This window comes from Methylobacillus rhizosphaerae (assembly GCF_900187985.1).
Classification (GTDB): domain Bacteria; phylum Pseudomonadota; class Gammaproteobacteria; order Burkholderiales; family Methylophilaceae; genus Methylobacillus; species Methylobacillus rhizosphaerae.
In genome coordinates, this window is sequence record NZ_FZOA01000003.1 from 82,903 (window position 1) to 96,649 (window position 13,747).

Annotated in this window: 14 protein-coding genes; 8 read left to right on the forward strand and 6 right to left on the reverse strand. The window is 52.4% G+C overall.

All coding sequences use genetic code 11. The features are described 5' to 3' along the window. The first annotated feature begins 72 nt into the window (after positions 1–72). The 3 genes from CHB59_RS04125 (at position 73) to hslO (ending at position 2,298) form a co-directional block, all read left to right on the forward strand. The gene (locus CHB59_RS04125) at positions 73–399 is read left to right on the forward strand and encodes a DUF3301 domain-containing protein (protein WP_089374975.1); all 327 of its coding nucleotides are present in this window, start codon (positions 73–75) and stop codon (positions 397–399) included. 6 nt (positions 400–405) lie between these two features. Further along, on the forward strand, positions 406–1,326 hold the full coding sequence (gene gluQRS / locus CHB59_RS04130; RefSeq protein WP_089374976.1) for a tRNA glutamyl-Q(34) synthetase GluQRS: 921 nt from the start codon (positions 406–408) through the stop codon (positions 1,324–1,326). Between the two features lie 90 nt (positions 1,327–1,416). Further along, entirely contained in the window at positions 1,417–2,298 is an 882-nt protein-coding gene (gene hslO / locus CHB59_RS04135) for an Hsp33 family molecular chaperone HslO (protein WP_089374977.1), read from the forward strand. Between the two features lie 42 nt (positions 2,299–2,340). Here the strand turns inward: hslO and CHB59_RS04140 are convergent, their stop codons facing one another. Beyond that, positions 2,341–3,123 (reverse strand): TrmH family RNA methyltransferase, encoded by a 783-nt coding sequence (locus CHB59_RS04140; protein ID WP_089375131.1) that lies wholly within the window; start codon positions 3,121–3,123, stop codon positions 2,341–2,343. 83 nt (positions 3,124–3,206) lie between these two features. On the opposite strand from CHB59_RS04140, the gene rpiA reads away from it, so the two are divergent. From rpiA to dhaK, 3 genes are read left to right on the forward strand one after another with little or no spacing between them, the layout of a single operon-like run. Next, a complete protein-coding gene (gene rpiA / locus CHB59_RS04145; protein ID WP_089374978.1) occupies positions 3,207–3,887 on the forward strand; it encodes a ribose-5-phosphate isomerase RpiA in 681 nt (226 codons plus the stop codon). Further along, complete coding sequence (gene dhaL, locus CHB59_RS04150) at positions 3,887–4,525, forward strand: dihydroxyacetone kinase subunit DhaL (RefSeq protein WP_089374979.1); 639 nt, start codon at positions 3,887–3,889, stop codon at positions 4,523–4,525. Before rpiA ends, dhaL begins: the two co-directional genes overlap by 1 nt. 48 nt (positions 4,526–4,573) lie before the next feature. Then, complete coding sequence (gene dhaK / locus CHB59_RS04155) at positions 4,574–5,563, forward strand: dihydroxyacetone kinase subunit DhaK (RefSeq protein ID WP_089374980.1); 990 nt, start codon at positions 4,574–4,576, stop codon at positions 5,561–5,563. 423 nt (positions 5,564–5,986) lie between these two features. On the opposite strand, the gene CHB59_RS04160 is transcribed toward dhaK, so the two are convergent. After that, on the reverse strand, positions 5,987–6,325 hold the full coding sequence (locus CHB59_RS04160) for a tRNA-binding protein (protein WP_089374981.1): 339 nt from the start codon (positions 6,323–6,325) through the stop codon (positions 5,987–5,989). 8 nt (positions 6,326–6,333) lie between these two features. After that, positions 6,334–6,672 (reverse strand): zinc ribbon domain-containing protein YjdM, encoded by a 339-nt coding sequence (locus CHB59_RS04165; protein WP_089374982.1) that lies wholly within the window; start codon positions 6,670–6,672, stop codon positions 6,334–6,336. Positions 6,673–6,881: 209 nt separating this feature from the next. Here CHB59_RS04165 and CHB59_RS04170 point away from each other — a divergent pair, with 209 nt between their 5' ends. Continuing rightward, on the forward strand, positions 6,882–7,376 hold the full coding sequence (locus CHB59_RS04170) for a DUF3617 domain-containing protein (RefSeq protein WP_089374983.1): 495 nt from the start codon (positions 6,882–6,884) through the stop codon (positions 7,374–7,376). A gap of 33 nt (positions 7,377–7,409) precedes the next feature. Next, positions 7,410–8,123, forward strand: coding sequence for a pseudouridine synthase (locus CHB59_RS04175; RefSeq protein WP_089374984.1), 714 nt, complete (start codon positions 7,410–7,412; stop codon positions 8,121–8,123). A 632-nt stretch (positions 8,124–8,755) separates the two neighbouring features. Here CHB59_RS04175 and CHB59_RS04180 read toward each other — a convergent pair. From CHB59_RS04180 to CHB59_RS04185, 3 genes are all read right to left on the reverse strand, one after another. Beyond that, positions 8,756–9,262: a sigma-70 family RNA polymerase sigma factor gene (locus CHB59_RS04180; protein WP_179212068.1), complete on the reverse strand. Its 507-nt coding sequence runs from the start codon at positions 9,260–9,262 to the stop codon at positions 8,756–8,758. Positions 9,263–9,828: 566 nt separating this feature from the next. Further along, positions 9,829–9,966, reverse strand: coding sequence for a hypothetical protein (locus tag CHB59_RS11715; protein ID WP_179212069.1), 138 nt, complete (start codon positions 9,964–9,966; stop codon positions 9,829–9,831). A 4-nt stretch (positions 9,967–9,970) separates the two neighbouring features. Next, positions 9,971–13,702, reverse strand: a complete 3,732-nt coding sequence (locus CHB59_RS04185) for a TonB-dependent receptor (protein WP_245835028.1) — start codon at positions 13,700–13,702, stop codon at positions 9,971–9,973. Positions 13,703–13,747 lie beyond the last annotated feature (45 nt).

The window sequence follows — 13,747 nt, forward strand, 5'->3', positions numbered from 1 at the left end:
CCACATATGGAAGCTGATGCCTCATGATGATGGCTTTTTCCTAACGACAAAAAATATACGCTGCGCCCTACCATGGAACTCTATTTACTCATCATTGCCCTCATCGCCGCCTGGTACTGGATCGACAGCATAGGCAGCCGCGAACAAGCGATTGCCCAGGGCCGGGAACTGGCAGAGCGTTGCAACCTGCAACTGCTGGACGAAACCGTCGCCTGCAATAAAGTCTGGTTTGGCCGCAACAGCCGTGGCCACATGCAGTTACGTCGTACTTACCAGTTTGAGGTCAGTGCCCGCGGCAGCGACCGGCTGTCATGCGAGCTGGTCATGCTGGGTCGTCAGCTACAGAGCTGGCATATTCCTCCTTACCTGCAACCGGTGCCAAGCAACCCCTTGTATTGATCAACGATGGCCCATTCAGCTCCTGACGTTGCCAGAGGCCGTTTTGCCCCCTCACCTACCGGGCCGCTGCATTTCGGCTCATTGATCGCCGCCACCGCAAGTTACCTGGATGCCCGCAGCCTGCATGGCGAATGGCTGGTGCGCATGGAGGACCTCGACCTGCCACGGCAAATGCCGGGAGCAGCCGATCTGATTCTCACCACACTGGAACAATACGGCTTCGAGTGGGATGGTCCGGTACTGTATCAGAGCCAGCGCGATGCCTATTATCAACATGCCCTGCAAACATTGACCGAGCGTGGCCTGACTTATCCTTGCGGCTGTTCGCGCAAGGAAATTGCCGATTCTGCCGCCACCGGCATCGATGGGCTGGTTTACCCCGGCACCTGCCGCCATGGCCTGGCGGGGAAACATGCCCGGGCCTGGCGTGTTCAGGTTAACCACCAACCCACGCAATTTCAGGACAGGGTTCAGGGGGAGATCAGCCAGCTGCTGTCCCGCGATATCGGCGATTTCGTCCTCAAGCGCGCCGATGGGCTGTTTGCCTATCAACTCGCTGTGGTGGTGGATGATGAGTTACAAGGCATCAGCCACATCGTGCGCGGTGCAGACCTGCTCGATTCCACACCCAGGCAGATTTTCCTGCAACAGGCGCTGGGCTACGCCACGCCTGCCTATCTGCATGTGCCCGTTGCCGCCAATGCCGCAGGCGAGAAACTCAGCAAACAGACCCTGGCCAAACCACTGAACAGCCGCTACAAGGTAGCTGACTTATGGCGTGTGCTGACCTTCCTCGGCCAATCCCCGCCGGATGAATTATATCACCAGTCCCTGTCTGAAGTATGGCAATGGGCCTTGCAACACTGGCAGCCTGCCCGCATTCCACGCCAACGCGCCATCCCCATTCAAGTGCGCCACGCAGAATAAAATCTGCCTCATGCGCCCGCATGTGCATTCTTGCTGGCATGCGCAGTGGTATCATTCAATTGTCAACAACCTGCAACATCTTGAGACTCCATGCAAATCAGCGATCAACTGCACCGCTTCCTGTTTGAAAACACACCTGTACGCGGCAATATCGTCCACCTGGACGAAAGCTTCACCCAAGCCCTGCAAAATCACGATATGCCTTCAACCCTGCGCAAATCACTGGGCGAGCTGATGGCAGCAAGTGCTCTTCTGGCAGCCACCCTCAAACTGCAAGGTGGGGCGCTGATCCTGCAAGTGCAAGGCAAAGGCCCGCTCAAGTTACTGGTAGTGGAATGCACCGCAGACCTCGGATTACGCGCCACGGCAAAATGGGAGGGCAATCTGGATGGCATGTCTTTCAACGATATGGTCAGCGATGGCCAGTTTGTCATCACGCTGGACCCGCGCGATGGTGGTCAGCCCTATCAGGGTATAGTGTCAGTTGAGGGTGGCAGCATTGCGGAAACCCTGCAGAACTATATGCTGCGCTCGGAACAGATCGATACCCACATGTGGTTGACCTGTGATGGCAGAAGTGCCGCTGGCATGCTGCTGCAAAAGCTGCCGGATCAACCCGATGCTGAAGATGCTGATACCTGGAACCGTATCGTCATGCTGGCAGAAACCGTGCAGGACGACGAACTGCTCAACCTGGCAGCCATTTCTCTGCTCCAGAGGCTTTTCAGTGAAGAAGACATACGCCTGTTCAAGGAACAGAACCTGAAATTCCAGTGCAACTGCTCACGCGAAAATGTTGCCAACATGCTGCGCATGCTCGGCGAAGAAGAAGTGGCAGACATCCTGGCGCAAGAAGACACGATAGATATCAACTGTGATTTCTGCAACAAGGAATACCACTTTGACCAGGTAGACGCTGAACAATTATTCAGCACGGAAATCGTGCTGCCTGGCAACAATATCCGCCACTAACACACAGCAAGCATTCCGGGATATCAATCCCGGAACGTGACTTCAGCCCTGTGCCATTTTCTGGCGGCTGCGCTCAAACAGGCATACAGCAGTCGCCGCTGCAGCATTGAGTGACTCCACCTGCCCTGCCATGGGAATACTGACATTGTGGCTGGCAGCAGCCACCAGCGCCGGACTCAGACCAGCCCCCTCATTGCCAATCACAAACGCGGTTGGCTGGGACAAATCAAGGCCGTACAAGGATTCTCCATCCAGGGTGGTCGCCAAGGTCTGCCCCGCGAATGCCTGCGAGATAGCAGCAAGGTCAGCACGCTCCACAATCGGCACCACAAACTGCGCTCCCTGCCCACCACGCAATGCCTTGGGTGACCAGGCATCCGTACATCCCTGTGACAGGTAAACCGCATCCACACCGGCAGCTGCGGCTGAACGCAGCATGCTGCCCAGATTGCCTGGGTCCTGGATATCCTCCAGCATCAGAGCAAAATCAGCCTGCTCTGGCACTGGTAACTGCGGAATATCCACGAGCGCCAGGATACCAGTCGGCGTTGCCACCGGAGACAATTCAGCAAACATCAGGGTGGTAAACATGATGGTAGGCACATCAGCAAGCTCCTGCAGCAGCCCGACCACCTCATTGGTGGATTCACCCTCGGCAATCACCAGCAGTTTCGGCAAGCCAAACTGTTCCATATAAGCCTGCAACAGATGGACGCCATCCAGCAGGGTTTCATTATTCTTGCGCCGCTCCCGCGCATTGTCGGCCAGCTTTTTCAATTGCTTGAACAGACTGTTATCGCGGGAAGTGATATGTTTAAATGTCATGAAAAATCGCATACTGCCTAAAGATGCAGGCCATTCTACCCGATTCGGCAGAAGAGCCTGCCCAAAACATGAGGAGAACCGCAATGAATGACAAGCAACTGGTCGCCATTCAGGCAGCACACCAAGTCAAGGATGGCATGACTGTGGGGTTGGGTACCGGCTCCACCGCCAACTATTTCATTCAGGAACTTGCCCGCCGCCACCAGGAAGAAGGCCTGCGCATTACCGCCGCAGCCAGCTCCGTGGTCAGCGCCATCAAGGCGCAGGAGCTCGGCCTGCCGCTGGTTGCCATCGAACATCTGGGCAAACTCGATCTCTATGTGGATGGCGCTGATGAAGTCACGACCCGGATGACCTTGCTCAAAGGCAGGGGCTACGATCTGGTACGTGAAAAGCTGCTCGCGCGCGGCAGCGACCAGTTCATCGTCCTGATCGACAAGAGCAAGCTGGTCGGCCGTATCGGTGAAAAATTCCCCATCCCGGTCGAAGTCATGCCGTTTGCCTGGCAACTGGTCAAAAGCCGCCTGCAGGCACTGGGTGCTCATGCCGAACTGCGGCAGAATGCCGCCAAGGATGGCTGGGCCATCACCTCACACGGCAGCCTGGTGCTGGACCTGACATTCGACAGCCATACCGATGACGAAACACTCAACCAACAACTCAATGACATACCCGGCGTTGTCGAGCATGGCATTTTCCATGATATTGCCACTGCAATCTTTGTCGCCGACAACGGAAAAGTAGAAGAAATCTGGAAGAACTGATGAGAACCGAATTTATCCTTGAAGCCATCACCGCAGTCAACGATGTCATCCTGCACAGCGAGACCGAGCTGGAATCGCTGGATCGTGAAATCGGCGATGGCGACCACTTCATCAACCTCAAGCGTGGCTGTACCACCCTGCTCGCCATGCGTGATGAGCTCGCCTCGCTCCCGCCAGCTGATGTGCTGCAACGTATCGGCATGAAACTGCTTTCCACCATAGGCGGTGCTTCTGGCCCACTGATCGCCACTTTTTTCATGATCATGGCAAAAGTGGAAAAAGCCGGAGATATCAGCTCCCTGAGTGAAATCGCTGCTGCGTTCAATGCCAGCGTTGAAGGCATCAAGCAACGCGGCAAAGCCAACGCTGGCGAAAAAACCATGCTAGACACCCTGATACCCGTCGCAGAAACATTCAACCGCCTAGCTGCAGCCAATGCAACTCCGCTGGAGATATTCAATGCCATTCAGCAAACTGCGGAACAAGGCATGCTTTCCACCCGCGACATGATCGCCACCAAGGGTCGTGCCGCCTTCCTTGGCGAACGCGCCATCGGGCATATTGACCCCGGCGCCCGCAGCAGCCAGATCATCATCCACACCATCTGCGAACTGGCAAAACAACATCACACAGCCTAGGGCAGATGCACCGCAAACTCGCCCCAACAACAGGCAACGGAGGAGAACATGAAAAAATTCATCAACCAGGTCGATGACGTCCTGGCAGAAAGCCTGACCGGCTTTGCCAGCGCACACGCTAATATCGTCAGCCTGAACCTGGAACCACATTTCCTGACACGCAGGCACAAGGCTGAAAACAAGGTCGCCATCATCTCCGGTGGTGGCTCAGGCCATGAGCCACTGCATGGTGGCTATATTGGCTACGGCATGCTGGATGCAGCCTGCCCCGGCCATGTGTTCACATCGCCATCCCCAGACCAGATGCTGGCCGCTGCCGAGGCAGTGCATGCAGGCAAAGGCGTGTTATTCATCGTCAAGAATTATGCCGGTGACGTCATGAACTTTGAAATGGCTGCTGAAATGCTGCCGTTCGAAAGCGCCACAGTCCTGACCAGCGATGACGTTGCCGTGGAAAATTCCACCTACACCACAGGCCGCCGTGGCGTGGCTGGTACAGTGATCGTTGAGAAAGTGGTTGGCAGCCTGGCTGAAACCGGCGCCGACCTGGCTGCCTGCAAGGCACTGGGCGACAAGGTCAACAGCCGCACGGCCTCCATGGGTGTCGCACTCACCAGCTGCACGGTACCCGCAGCAGGCCGGCCGACTTTTGATATCGGCGACACTGAACTGGAAATGGGAGTTGGCATTCATGGCGAACCCGGCCGCAGGCGTGAACCCATGCGCAATGCCGATGCCATCGTCGCCGACATGGTCGCAGCCATCCTGGAAGACCTCAAACCCGCTGCTGGCAGCGAAGTCTTGCTGCTGGTCAACGGCTTTGCCGCGACCCCGCTCATGGAGCTATACCTGCTCTACAACAGCGCCGCCAAACTCCTGCAGGACAAAGGACTCAACGTTACCCGTTCCCTGGTCGGCAATTACATTACAGCGCTCGATATGGCAGGAGCCTCCATCACAATCTGCCTGCTGGACGACGAAATCCGCCAGCATTGGGATAGCCCAGTCCATACCGCCGCCCTGCGCTGGCAACGTTAAACATTCCCGCCGGGAAATAAAAATGCCGCTATTCAGCGGCATTTGTGTTTTGGTGCAAGAGAAATGGTATGCCGCAAACCGGTATACCTAGCTGATCAAGCGCATTTCTCGCGCAAACTCTCAAAAAAATGTAAAAATAATTAAAAAAATTTCCATCCACAACCAATTGATTAATATGGTTTTTTATATTTTCATGAAATTTTTTACAAAAAAATTCATCTTTTTTTCAAAATCGACGTCAGGTTTTTTTGCGCTAAACAGTTATACAGGTATGAAGGGAAGATTTTATCGCTCCTTCATCGCCATGAATCAAGACCAACAATCCTTCCTCATGTGCTGATATTCCTCATTACCCCGGACGCGTTCCGGGGTCTGTTTTTGTGCAACTACAAGCTGCCACAGGCATAGATTCAAAATATAGAACTAAAGCAGCCTGCTACCCTTAGGGACAGGCCTGTCAGGTACACACAATACCACTGCCCCATTTTCATCGTGGAAGCCCGTCACCAGGCATTGAGATTGAATCGGGCCGATCTGCTTCGTAGGAAAATTAACGACAGCTACCACCTGCTTACCGATCAGCTCCCCGGGTTGGTAATGCACAGTAATTTGCGCACTGGATTTCAGCACGCCAATCCCGGGGCCAAAATCGACATGCAAGATGTAGGCAGGTTTGCGCGCCTCGGCAAACAACTCTGCCGAAACCACTTCCCCCACCCGCAGTTCGACCTGGAGAAAATCCTCAAAACTGATTTCCTGCATCGATCGCCTCAAGCCTTCTTCACAAATTCGGATTTCAGCTTCATCGCGCCAATGCCGTCAATCTTGCAGTCGATATTGTGGTCACTATCCACAAGGCGGATATTTTTCACCTTGGTGCCGACCTTGACCACCAGTGATGACCCTTTCACTTTCAGGTCCTTGATCACGGTAATCGTATCGCCATCCTGCAATACATTGCCATTGGCATCCTTGACAACAAACTCGCTGCTTGCAGCTTCATCACTGCCAGGTGCCCACTCATGTGCGCATTCCGGGCACATCAGCAGGCTGCCATCCTGGTATGTATAACTGGAACCACATTGGGGACAATCTGGAAGCTCATTCATGTTCTATCAATCTCTCGTTGAATACTGCGGACAAACTGTATGGCCCACACCGCCCATATCCTGCCTTACCAGCGCGTGCATAATAACCACCACACAAACAAGGGCATGATTATACTCTCTCCCCTTTCAGCCCCTCAATGGAGATCATCAGGCAAGCCTGGTGACAATGTTATACTTCCATCGAATTCAACTTCCCTGCCTCATATCCAATGCCCAGACAAATCAGACTGTTACTCCTGTGCAGCTTGTCATGCACCGCACTTCCTGCCTTTGCTATCGACCAGATCAAGCCCGGACAGTGGGAAACGACTGTCAAGATGGAGGGGTTACCCATCATCGGGCAGGCACAGCTGGAACAGCTCAGGCAGTTCGGCATCGAATTACCGGCAGAGAACAACGCCATCATTACCCAGCAATGCATTTCACCAGAACAGGCCAACCTGAAGCAGCCAATGCTGCCCCAGCTCGAGGACAATTGCAGCGTGAGCAACTACAAGCACCAGGGCAACAATATCAGTGCTGATATCAACTGCAATGGCGTCATCAAGAGCAACGGGCGCGTGGATATCACCTTGCTCAGCGACAGCGCATTCCAGGGCAAAATCTCCATGCAGGGCGCAACACCAATTCCCCTGGCGCAGAATTCATCCGTCAGCGGCAAATGGGTCAAAACCGCTTGCGACGCCAACATTCCAGCTTTCTAAGCTCAATTTTTCACCATCAAGAACCACCCCACTATGCAACTCGAACGTATTCTGCACTCCCAGGGCTTTGGCTCACGCAAACTGTGCCGCTCACTCATCCGCCATGGTGAAGTCAGCATCAACGGAGCAATCCATGATTTCCCATTCACGGAATTTGATACAGACAACTTCTCCTTCACCGTCCGTGGCGAAGCATGGCAATTCCGCAAGCAGGCTTACCTCATACTCAATAAACCTGCAAACTACGAATGCTCACACAAACCCCAGCACCATCCCAGCATCTTCAGCCTGCTGCCTGCCCCCCTGCTGGAACGTGGAGTCCAGTGCGTAGGCCGGTTGGATGAAGATACCACCGGCATGCTGCTGCTTTCGGACGATGGACAATTCATCCACCGCCTAAGCTCGCCAAAATGGAAAATGCCCAAGGTATACGAAGTCACCACCAAACATCCACTGGATCAAACACAGGTCGATACCTTGCTGCAGGGAGTCCAGCTGCTGGATGAACCAGCGCCCGTCGCAGCACTGGCAGCAGACATCATCAGTGAACACGTATTACACCTGACCCTGGCCGAAGGCAAATACCATCAGGTCAAACGCATGCTTGCCGCAGTCAGCAACCGGGTAGAAGCCTTGAAACGCATCCGTGTTGGCAGCCTGGACTTACCCGCCGACCTCGCAGAAGGCGAATGGCGCTGGCTGGACGCCGACATGCTGGCTGCTGTTTCACCTGTACGCCAGCCATAACTACCCAGCATCTTGTTTTGTGTCATTCCGGCCTTGCGCCGGAATCTCGTAGTACCCAGCTTTAGAGTCTTGAACACGTGCCAGTTCGAGTCTCACCGTCAGCACCAATCTGGCCTAACCACAGATAATCGGACGAGACCCAGGCTCTTGTGGTTCGGAGAAAGCTTGTCGCTGAGCATTAATCTCTGAGCTTAATCCGATATTCCCGTGCAACATCGCCACGCCGCTTTTCGCTTGCCAGCGAGTTACTTTCCTTTGCTTCGCCAAAGCAAAGTAACTAAAGTAAAGGCGACCCCGATTGCCTGGCCGGGAACCAGTTCCCGATGCCCTGCATTGCTCGCTTTGTCCGGGCGCTGGCTGAACTCGCTACGCTCAGACAAATGCCAGCACTTGATCCGGCCAAACCTGTGCTACTCGGCTCAGTCAGACGGGGAGAAGGTCAAAGGCGGTATGGAGGAAAACAAGTAGGGTTGCTTCCATTTATTCTGTCATTCTGAGAGATGAGCCGGAATCTTGTAGCTCTCAGCAATAGGCTGTTGAACGAAACCCCGGGTCAAGTCCAAGGGAACACCCTACTTCATCATCCCAAGCTTGACCCGTAATCTCGAAGTAGCGGAAATACCGAGCACTCTTCATTTCACCTGCGCACACTGGAGCAAGGCACGGGCAATGTATTTCTTGATGGAGATCACGCTCATCCCCATCTCCGCTGCGATTTCAGGATATGTCATGCCATTGAGCTTATGCATCAGAAACGCCTGCCTGACCTTGACTGGCAGGCCATCCAGCATCTGGTCGACCACCAGCAGCTTCTCCAGGGTCAGGAGATAATCCTCCGGTGAGGGCGTTGCCATCTCCTGCCCGTACCCCAGGCTGACCATGGCACTGAGATAGGCATGCTCAATCTCCCGCCTGCGCAGAAGATTCACCATCAGCCCATGAGCAATATGCGTCAGGTAGGCCCTTGGCTCCACAATCTGCTGGGCGTTCTCCTGGGACAACACGCGGATAAACGTGTCATGGGTCAAATCTGCCCCATCAGCGCTCGACCCGGTTTTCCTCGATAACCACGACTGTAACCACGCCCGATGACGCTCGTAAAAATCCTGAATCAACCCCTGCTGTGATAACTGGTTCATCGACATTGCATTTCACCTTGCTTGCGATCATGCAAAATCTATTGCAAATTCCATACCAATTTCACAAAAAATCATAACTTATTGATATTAAATAAATTTCACAAATTTAAGCAAAAAATGGCTACAACCACAATTGGCTGTATACAGCCAGGTGTGGCTATATATAGCCAAGTTGGTTGTATACAGCCAATTTTAACCAACCAGTGATGAAAGGTTTGGGGGAAGGAATTTAAGAGCTGATCGGGTTGAATGTGACCGCTTTTTATAGTGATATTTACCCTTCATTTTGTCACTCAGGGCTACAAACCGGAACCTTGTGGTGCAAATAGCGATAACAGCCTACTCCTGACTCCAACCCGATGTGTCATTACATCATTGCCACGCCGCTTTTCACTTACCAGCGAGTGACTTTCCTTTGCATCGCCAAAGCAAAGTAAAGGCGACCCCGATTGCCTGGCCGAAAAAACGTTCTGGTTTAACCAGCCGCAACCAAGACAAAAAAATGCCGGGATAAACCCGGCAGAGGGAGTGGATGCATGCCGGAGATCATCCGGCACGAGAGAAACCTACATCCAGTAAAACCCTGATATCAGCAGACTCAACTCAACTGCCAGCAGCAGGAAAAATAGCGCAGGCAGCACGATCATCCAGCTTTCGTGCAGCAGCCATTGTTTGAGATAGGTGATGAACCTGAATAATGACATCAGGTTACCTCTTGGGATCGAATTCATAATTCAAGGTAACCCACGCGGCTCTAGGCGCGCCTATACCTAGGAAACTGCTACCTTGCCAATCTGCGCTGTTGTAATTGAACCCACTTGCCCCGATCGCCCCACGAATGGATGGGGAAAAAGCATTGAGCCCGAGACGCCCGGCACTGGCATATTCCTTGTCAAACAAGTTGTTGATTTGCAGACCCAAGGTCCATTCCGGTGCCAGCTTGTAGGTCGTACGCAGATTGAACACGGCATAACCTGCTGTTTTGCCAGAACCAAAATCTGCTCGCTCAACTGAACACCATTGTCCTGTGACTCCACTGACAGGATCGGTACAGAATGGCCCTTCAATAGGACGAGCAGCACCTGCACGATGTTTGTTGTTTTCATTACCGCGCACGAAAGCTTCGGAGTGCATGATGGCAGTTAAGCCAATACGCCATTTATCCGTAATGTCGTAACCGAAATTGAAATTCAAGTTATGCAAAGGCACACCGGGCATACGATCGCCTGGATGTACCGTGATTTGCTGGTACGTGCCTTGCTGTGTGAAGCTATTGATGTCATAGACATTGCCTGCTGTGCTGTTGTGGGGGCTGGCCATGCGCATGACGGATTGGAAGGTGGCATCAGTCAAGGCATAGTTCACACCCCAACTGGCCTTGCCCCATTTGCCCTTTAATCCTAGCTCCAGGCCTTGGCGACGGGTGTCGCCAATATTCTGGAAATAACTGCTAAATGCATTGATGGATACAAAGTAAATGTCATCGGTCAGGTCTGTGCGGTAGGCAGTAGCATTCCACTCGATGTTTTCTGATAATCTGCCGCGTGCACCCATTTCGAAAGTGGTGGAACGGACTTGCTTAAGATAGGGATCGCCTGACATGCCGCCAGGCAGGTTACATACTCGCTGTTCGACAATGGAACGAGGGCGGCCATCCGACATGGGAGTAGGGTCATAAGCACAGCCTAGCTCAATGACGCTAGGCGTTCTGGCGCCACGCCCCACGCTGGCATAGACATTCAAATCTTCTTGGGCCTGCCAGGTGAAACCGATAGATGGGTTGAATGAACGGTATTTAAAGCGCTCTGTTTCCGGAGCCAATAGGTTTGCGATGTTGTTTCCGAACGGATCTGTGGGGAAAGTGCTGGGATCGAACGGCAGGATGGCGTGATCAAGACCATGTGGACATTCAGTGTTGGGATCAATGGTGCCGTCGCTATTATTGTCTGTACAAAGTTGCGCTAACTGAAGGTAGTTGAGAATTGTGTTAACGTCGGTAAATGATGACAGTTTTGATACCGCCAACTGGTTGTTTACATAGGTGCGGTTGTAACGGGCTGATGCGGTGATGCTGAGTGTCTTGGTTGGCGTCCAGGTTTCGCTCAAATAAACGCTTTTGGTAAGGCCATCTCCCTTGAAATCATTTAACCCTTGTGCGCGTTCTGGGGCATTGGCGTAATATTCCCAGCCTAACAAGTCCGGTGCGACATAGCCATGGCGGTTTGCATCCAGCAGACCAAGGTACTGTTTGCTGACATACGTAGCATCTGCCTTGTCGATGGAAGCGCCTACCATGAACTTGTGCTCGTCCAAGTTCCAGTTAAGTTGTAATGATGCTCCTTTGCCTAGTTGATCAATCTGAGTATCATTGAAAATCGCAGTGGGCGTACCTTCTATGTATCCAGTGTCAAGTAAACCTGCCCCTCCACCATACTTGCCGTCACGGAAGATTCCATTGTAATTTCCATTTTCATCAAGTACTAATGGGCCAATAGTTGGAATGTAAGATAAGCCGCCGACTGCACCAACGGCATTTGCGACATTCCCGTAATTAATTGGCAGTAGTAACTCCCAATAGTCATGAAAGAAGCCAGCATCATCCGTATAAGTGGCTATAACACCTGACTGTCCCTGGGAGCCTGTCACATCATATATGTAACTAGTCTGACCGCTCCCCGGATGTGTGGTGTTGGAGCTGAGGCGGGTGGGATCGGCTTCAGAAACTAACGTGCCATAGTTGGCAATCGCATATTTCACAATGTTTTCGAATTCGACGGTCGTTGGGGCATTAAATACACCAGCAATCGTTGAGGGTTGAGTGAAATCGTCGAAGTCCTTACGAGGATCGTATGTCCAATTCCATACTTGTGTGCTCGAGCCGTCTGCAGCGGTCACTTGCGCCTGCTGAGCAATTGCCTGAGTGGTGAAATTGGTACCATATGCCAGATTGTTAATATCGAATCCGGGTTCTCCATATGCAATTCCATTTACATCCAGAGCTCGGCCTGACGCATCTGCCGCAACGTTGTAAGCGTAGTCGTTGTAGTCTGGCCGCCCGTCCCGATTAATATCTGGATAGCCATACAGCAATTGCTGGTTAGGGTCTTTGGTAGTTGCCCTATTAGGGCGCCCATCTGTGCCACCGAAATTCTCATTGATATCCGACGTACTGGATTTGCGCTTGCTCTTACGGTTATATATTTGTCCAGTGATATTGAAGGTGTCGGTTACATCCCAGATACCTGATAATTGAAATTGCAACAGATTGTTCCTGCTCTCATCAGGAGATGTGTAGACCTGCTTGGGGTTCTGGTCGACCATCTGTTGGGGTAGCAGGCCATTGCCTGTCAGCTTGTTGCCGGCATACAGCACAGATAGTCCAAGCCGGGCACGTTCACTTTGCCATTCAGCCTTACCAAAGACCTGATTAACCCGGCTTGGAGAGTCATCGCGCCAACCATCTTCCAGGAAGAAATTACCTGCTAGAAATCCGGCAACTACCCCATTGTTCCAGCCAGCTGAAGCTTGCAGCTGTTTACGCCCGAATGACCCTGTCAGTACCTGGGCATCGACGCCAGGGTTATCAAAGCCACTCTTTGTCTTCATCGTTAATGCACCACCCAGCGTACCCAACCCATAAATAGGATTTGATCCAGGCACTAAATCCAGGCTCGACAAGGCATTCATAGGTAACATGTCCCAGTTGACGACATCGCCGAATGGTTCATTGACACGAATGCCATCAAGGAACACTGATATCCCTTGTGCAGTACCTAACTGAGGAGAAGCTGCAAACCCCCGATATTGCAAATCCATCTGAAATGGGTTGCTCTGGTAATCATTAACAGTGACCGATTGAAATTTGGAGTTCAGCAGGTCAGTCAGACTTAAAGATTGTGCTTCCTTGATTTCTTTTGCAGTCAGGCTTTGTACATTGCCCGGAATTTCTTCTTTGGTCAGTCCCAATCCAGGTAAGGGCCCTACCTCATAGAAGCGTTTGGCCCTTACTTCAACAGAGTCCACTTTAAATTTTAGATTGGACTGCTCACCGGGAAGCTTGTCATGTTCCTGTACTGTTGCACGTTGCAGCTGATAACGCCCGCCCTCTCCTTGCACTATTTCCAGGCCAGTGCCTTTCAGCAGTTCGCTAAAGCCTTGCATGACGCCATAGTTGCCTTTGAGGCCTGTGGTTTTTTTCTGCAGGGTCAGCCCTGAATCAAATGACAGTAATACACCGGCATTGCCTGCATACAGGGTCAATGCCTGATCGAGATCGCCTGGCGGGATGTTATAGGTTTGCGTGGGGATACTTGTGTTCAGTGGTTCTGCAGCAAGCGGCAATGTTGCTGTGGAAAACAGTAGCATCAGCAGTGCGCTGATGGGTTTTCTGCTATGACGCTCCCCGGTGTTTTTGCAAATGGATGCAACGTTCCCAGCCATGAATCTCTCCCTTGAGTTTATGTTTTATGCTGGATACGCCAATTG

Excerpts from the sequence above, each read along its gene's own strand:
- CHB59_RS04170 (WP_089374983.1), top strand. The coding sequence starts at position 6,882 with ATGCCCAGACAAATCAGACTGTTACTCCTGTGCAGCTTGTCATGCACC.
- CHB59_RS04160 (WP_089374981.1), bottom strand. The coding sequence starts at position 6,325 with ATGCAGGAAATCAGTTTTGAGGATTTTCTCCAGGTCGAACTGCGGGTG.
- CHB59_RS04165 (WP_089374982.1), bottom strand. The coding sequence starts at position 6,672 with ATGAATGAGCTTCCAGATTGTCCCCAATGTGGTTCCAGTTATACATAC.
- hslO (WP_089374977.1), top strand. The coding sequence starts at position 1,417 with ATGCAAATCAGCGATCAACTGCACCGCTTCCTGTTTGAAAACACACCT.
- CHB59_RS04125 (WP_089374975.1), top strand. The coding sequence starts at position 73 with ATGGAACTCTATTTACTCATCATTGCCCTCATCGCCGCCTGGTACTGG.
- gluQRS (WP_089374976.1), top strand. The coding sequence starts at position 406 with ATGGCCCATTCAGCTCCTGACGTTGCCAGAGGCCGTTTTGCCCCCTCA.
- dhaL (WP_089374979.1), top strand. The coding sequence starts at position 3,887 with ATGAGAACCGAATTTATCCTTGAAGCCATCACCGCAGTCAACGATGTC.
- dhaK (WP_089374980.1), top strand. The coding sequence starts at position 4,574 with ATGAAAAAATTCATCAACCAGGTCGATGACGTCCTGGCAGAAAGCCTG.
- CHB59_RS11715 (WP_179212069.1), bottom strand. The coding sequence starts at position 9,966 with ATGTCATTATTCAGGTTCATCACCTATCTCAAACAATGGCTGCTGCAC.
- CHB59_RS04175 (WP_089374984.1), top strand. The coding sequence starts at position 7,410 with ATGCAACTCGAACGTATTCTGCACTCCCAGGGCTTTGGCTCACGCAAA.
- CHB59_RS04140 (WP_089375131.1), bottom strand. The coding sequence starts at position 3,123 with ATGACATTTAAACATATCACTTCCCGCGATAACAGTCTGTTCAAGCAA.
- CHB59_RS04180 (WP_179212068.1), bottom strand. The coding sequence starts at position 9,262 with ATGAACCAGTTATCACAGCAGGGGTTGATTCAGGATTTTTACGAGCGT.
- CHB59_RS04185 (WP_245835028.1), bottom strand. The coding sequence starts at position 13,702 with ATGGCTGGGAACGTTGCATCCATTTGCAAAAACACCGGGGAGCGTCAT.
- rpiA (WP_089374978.1), top strand. The coding sequence starts at position 3,207 with ATGAATGACAAGCAACTGGTCGCCATTCAGGCAGCACACCAAGTCAAG.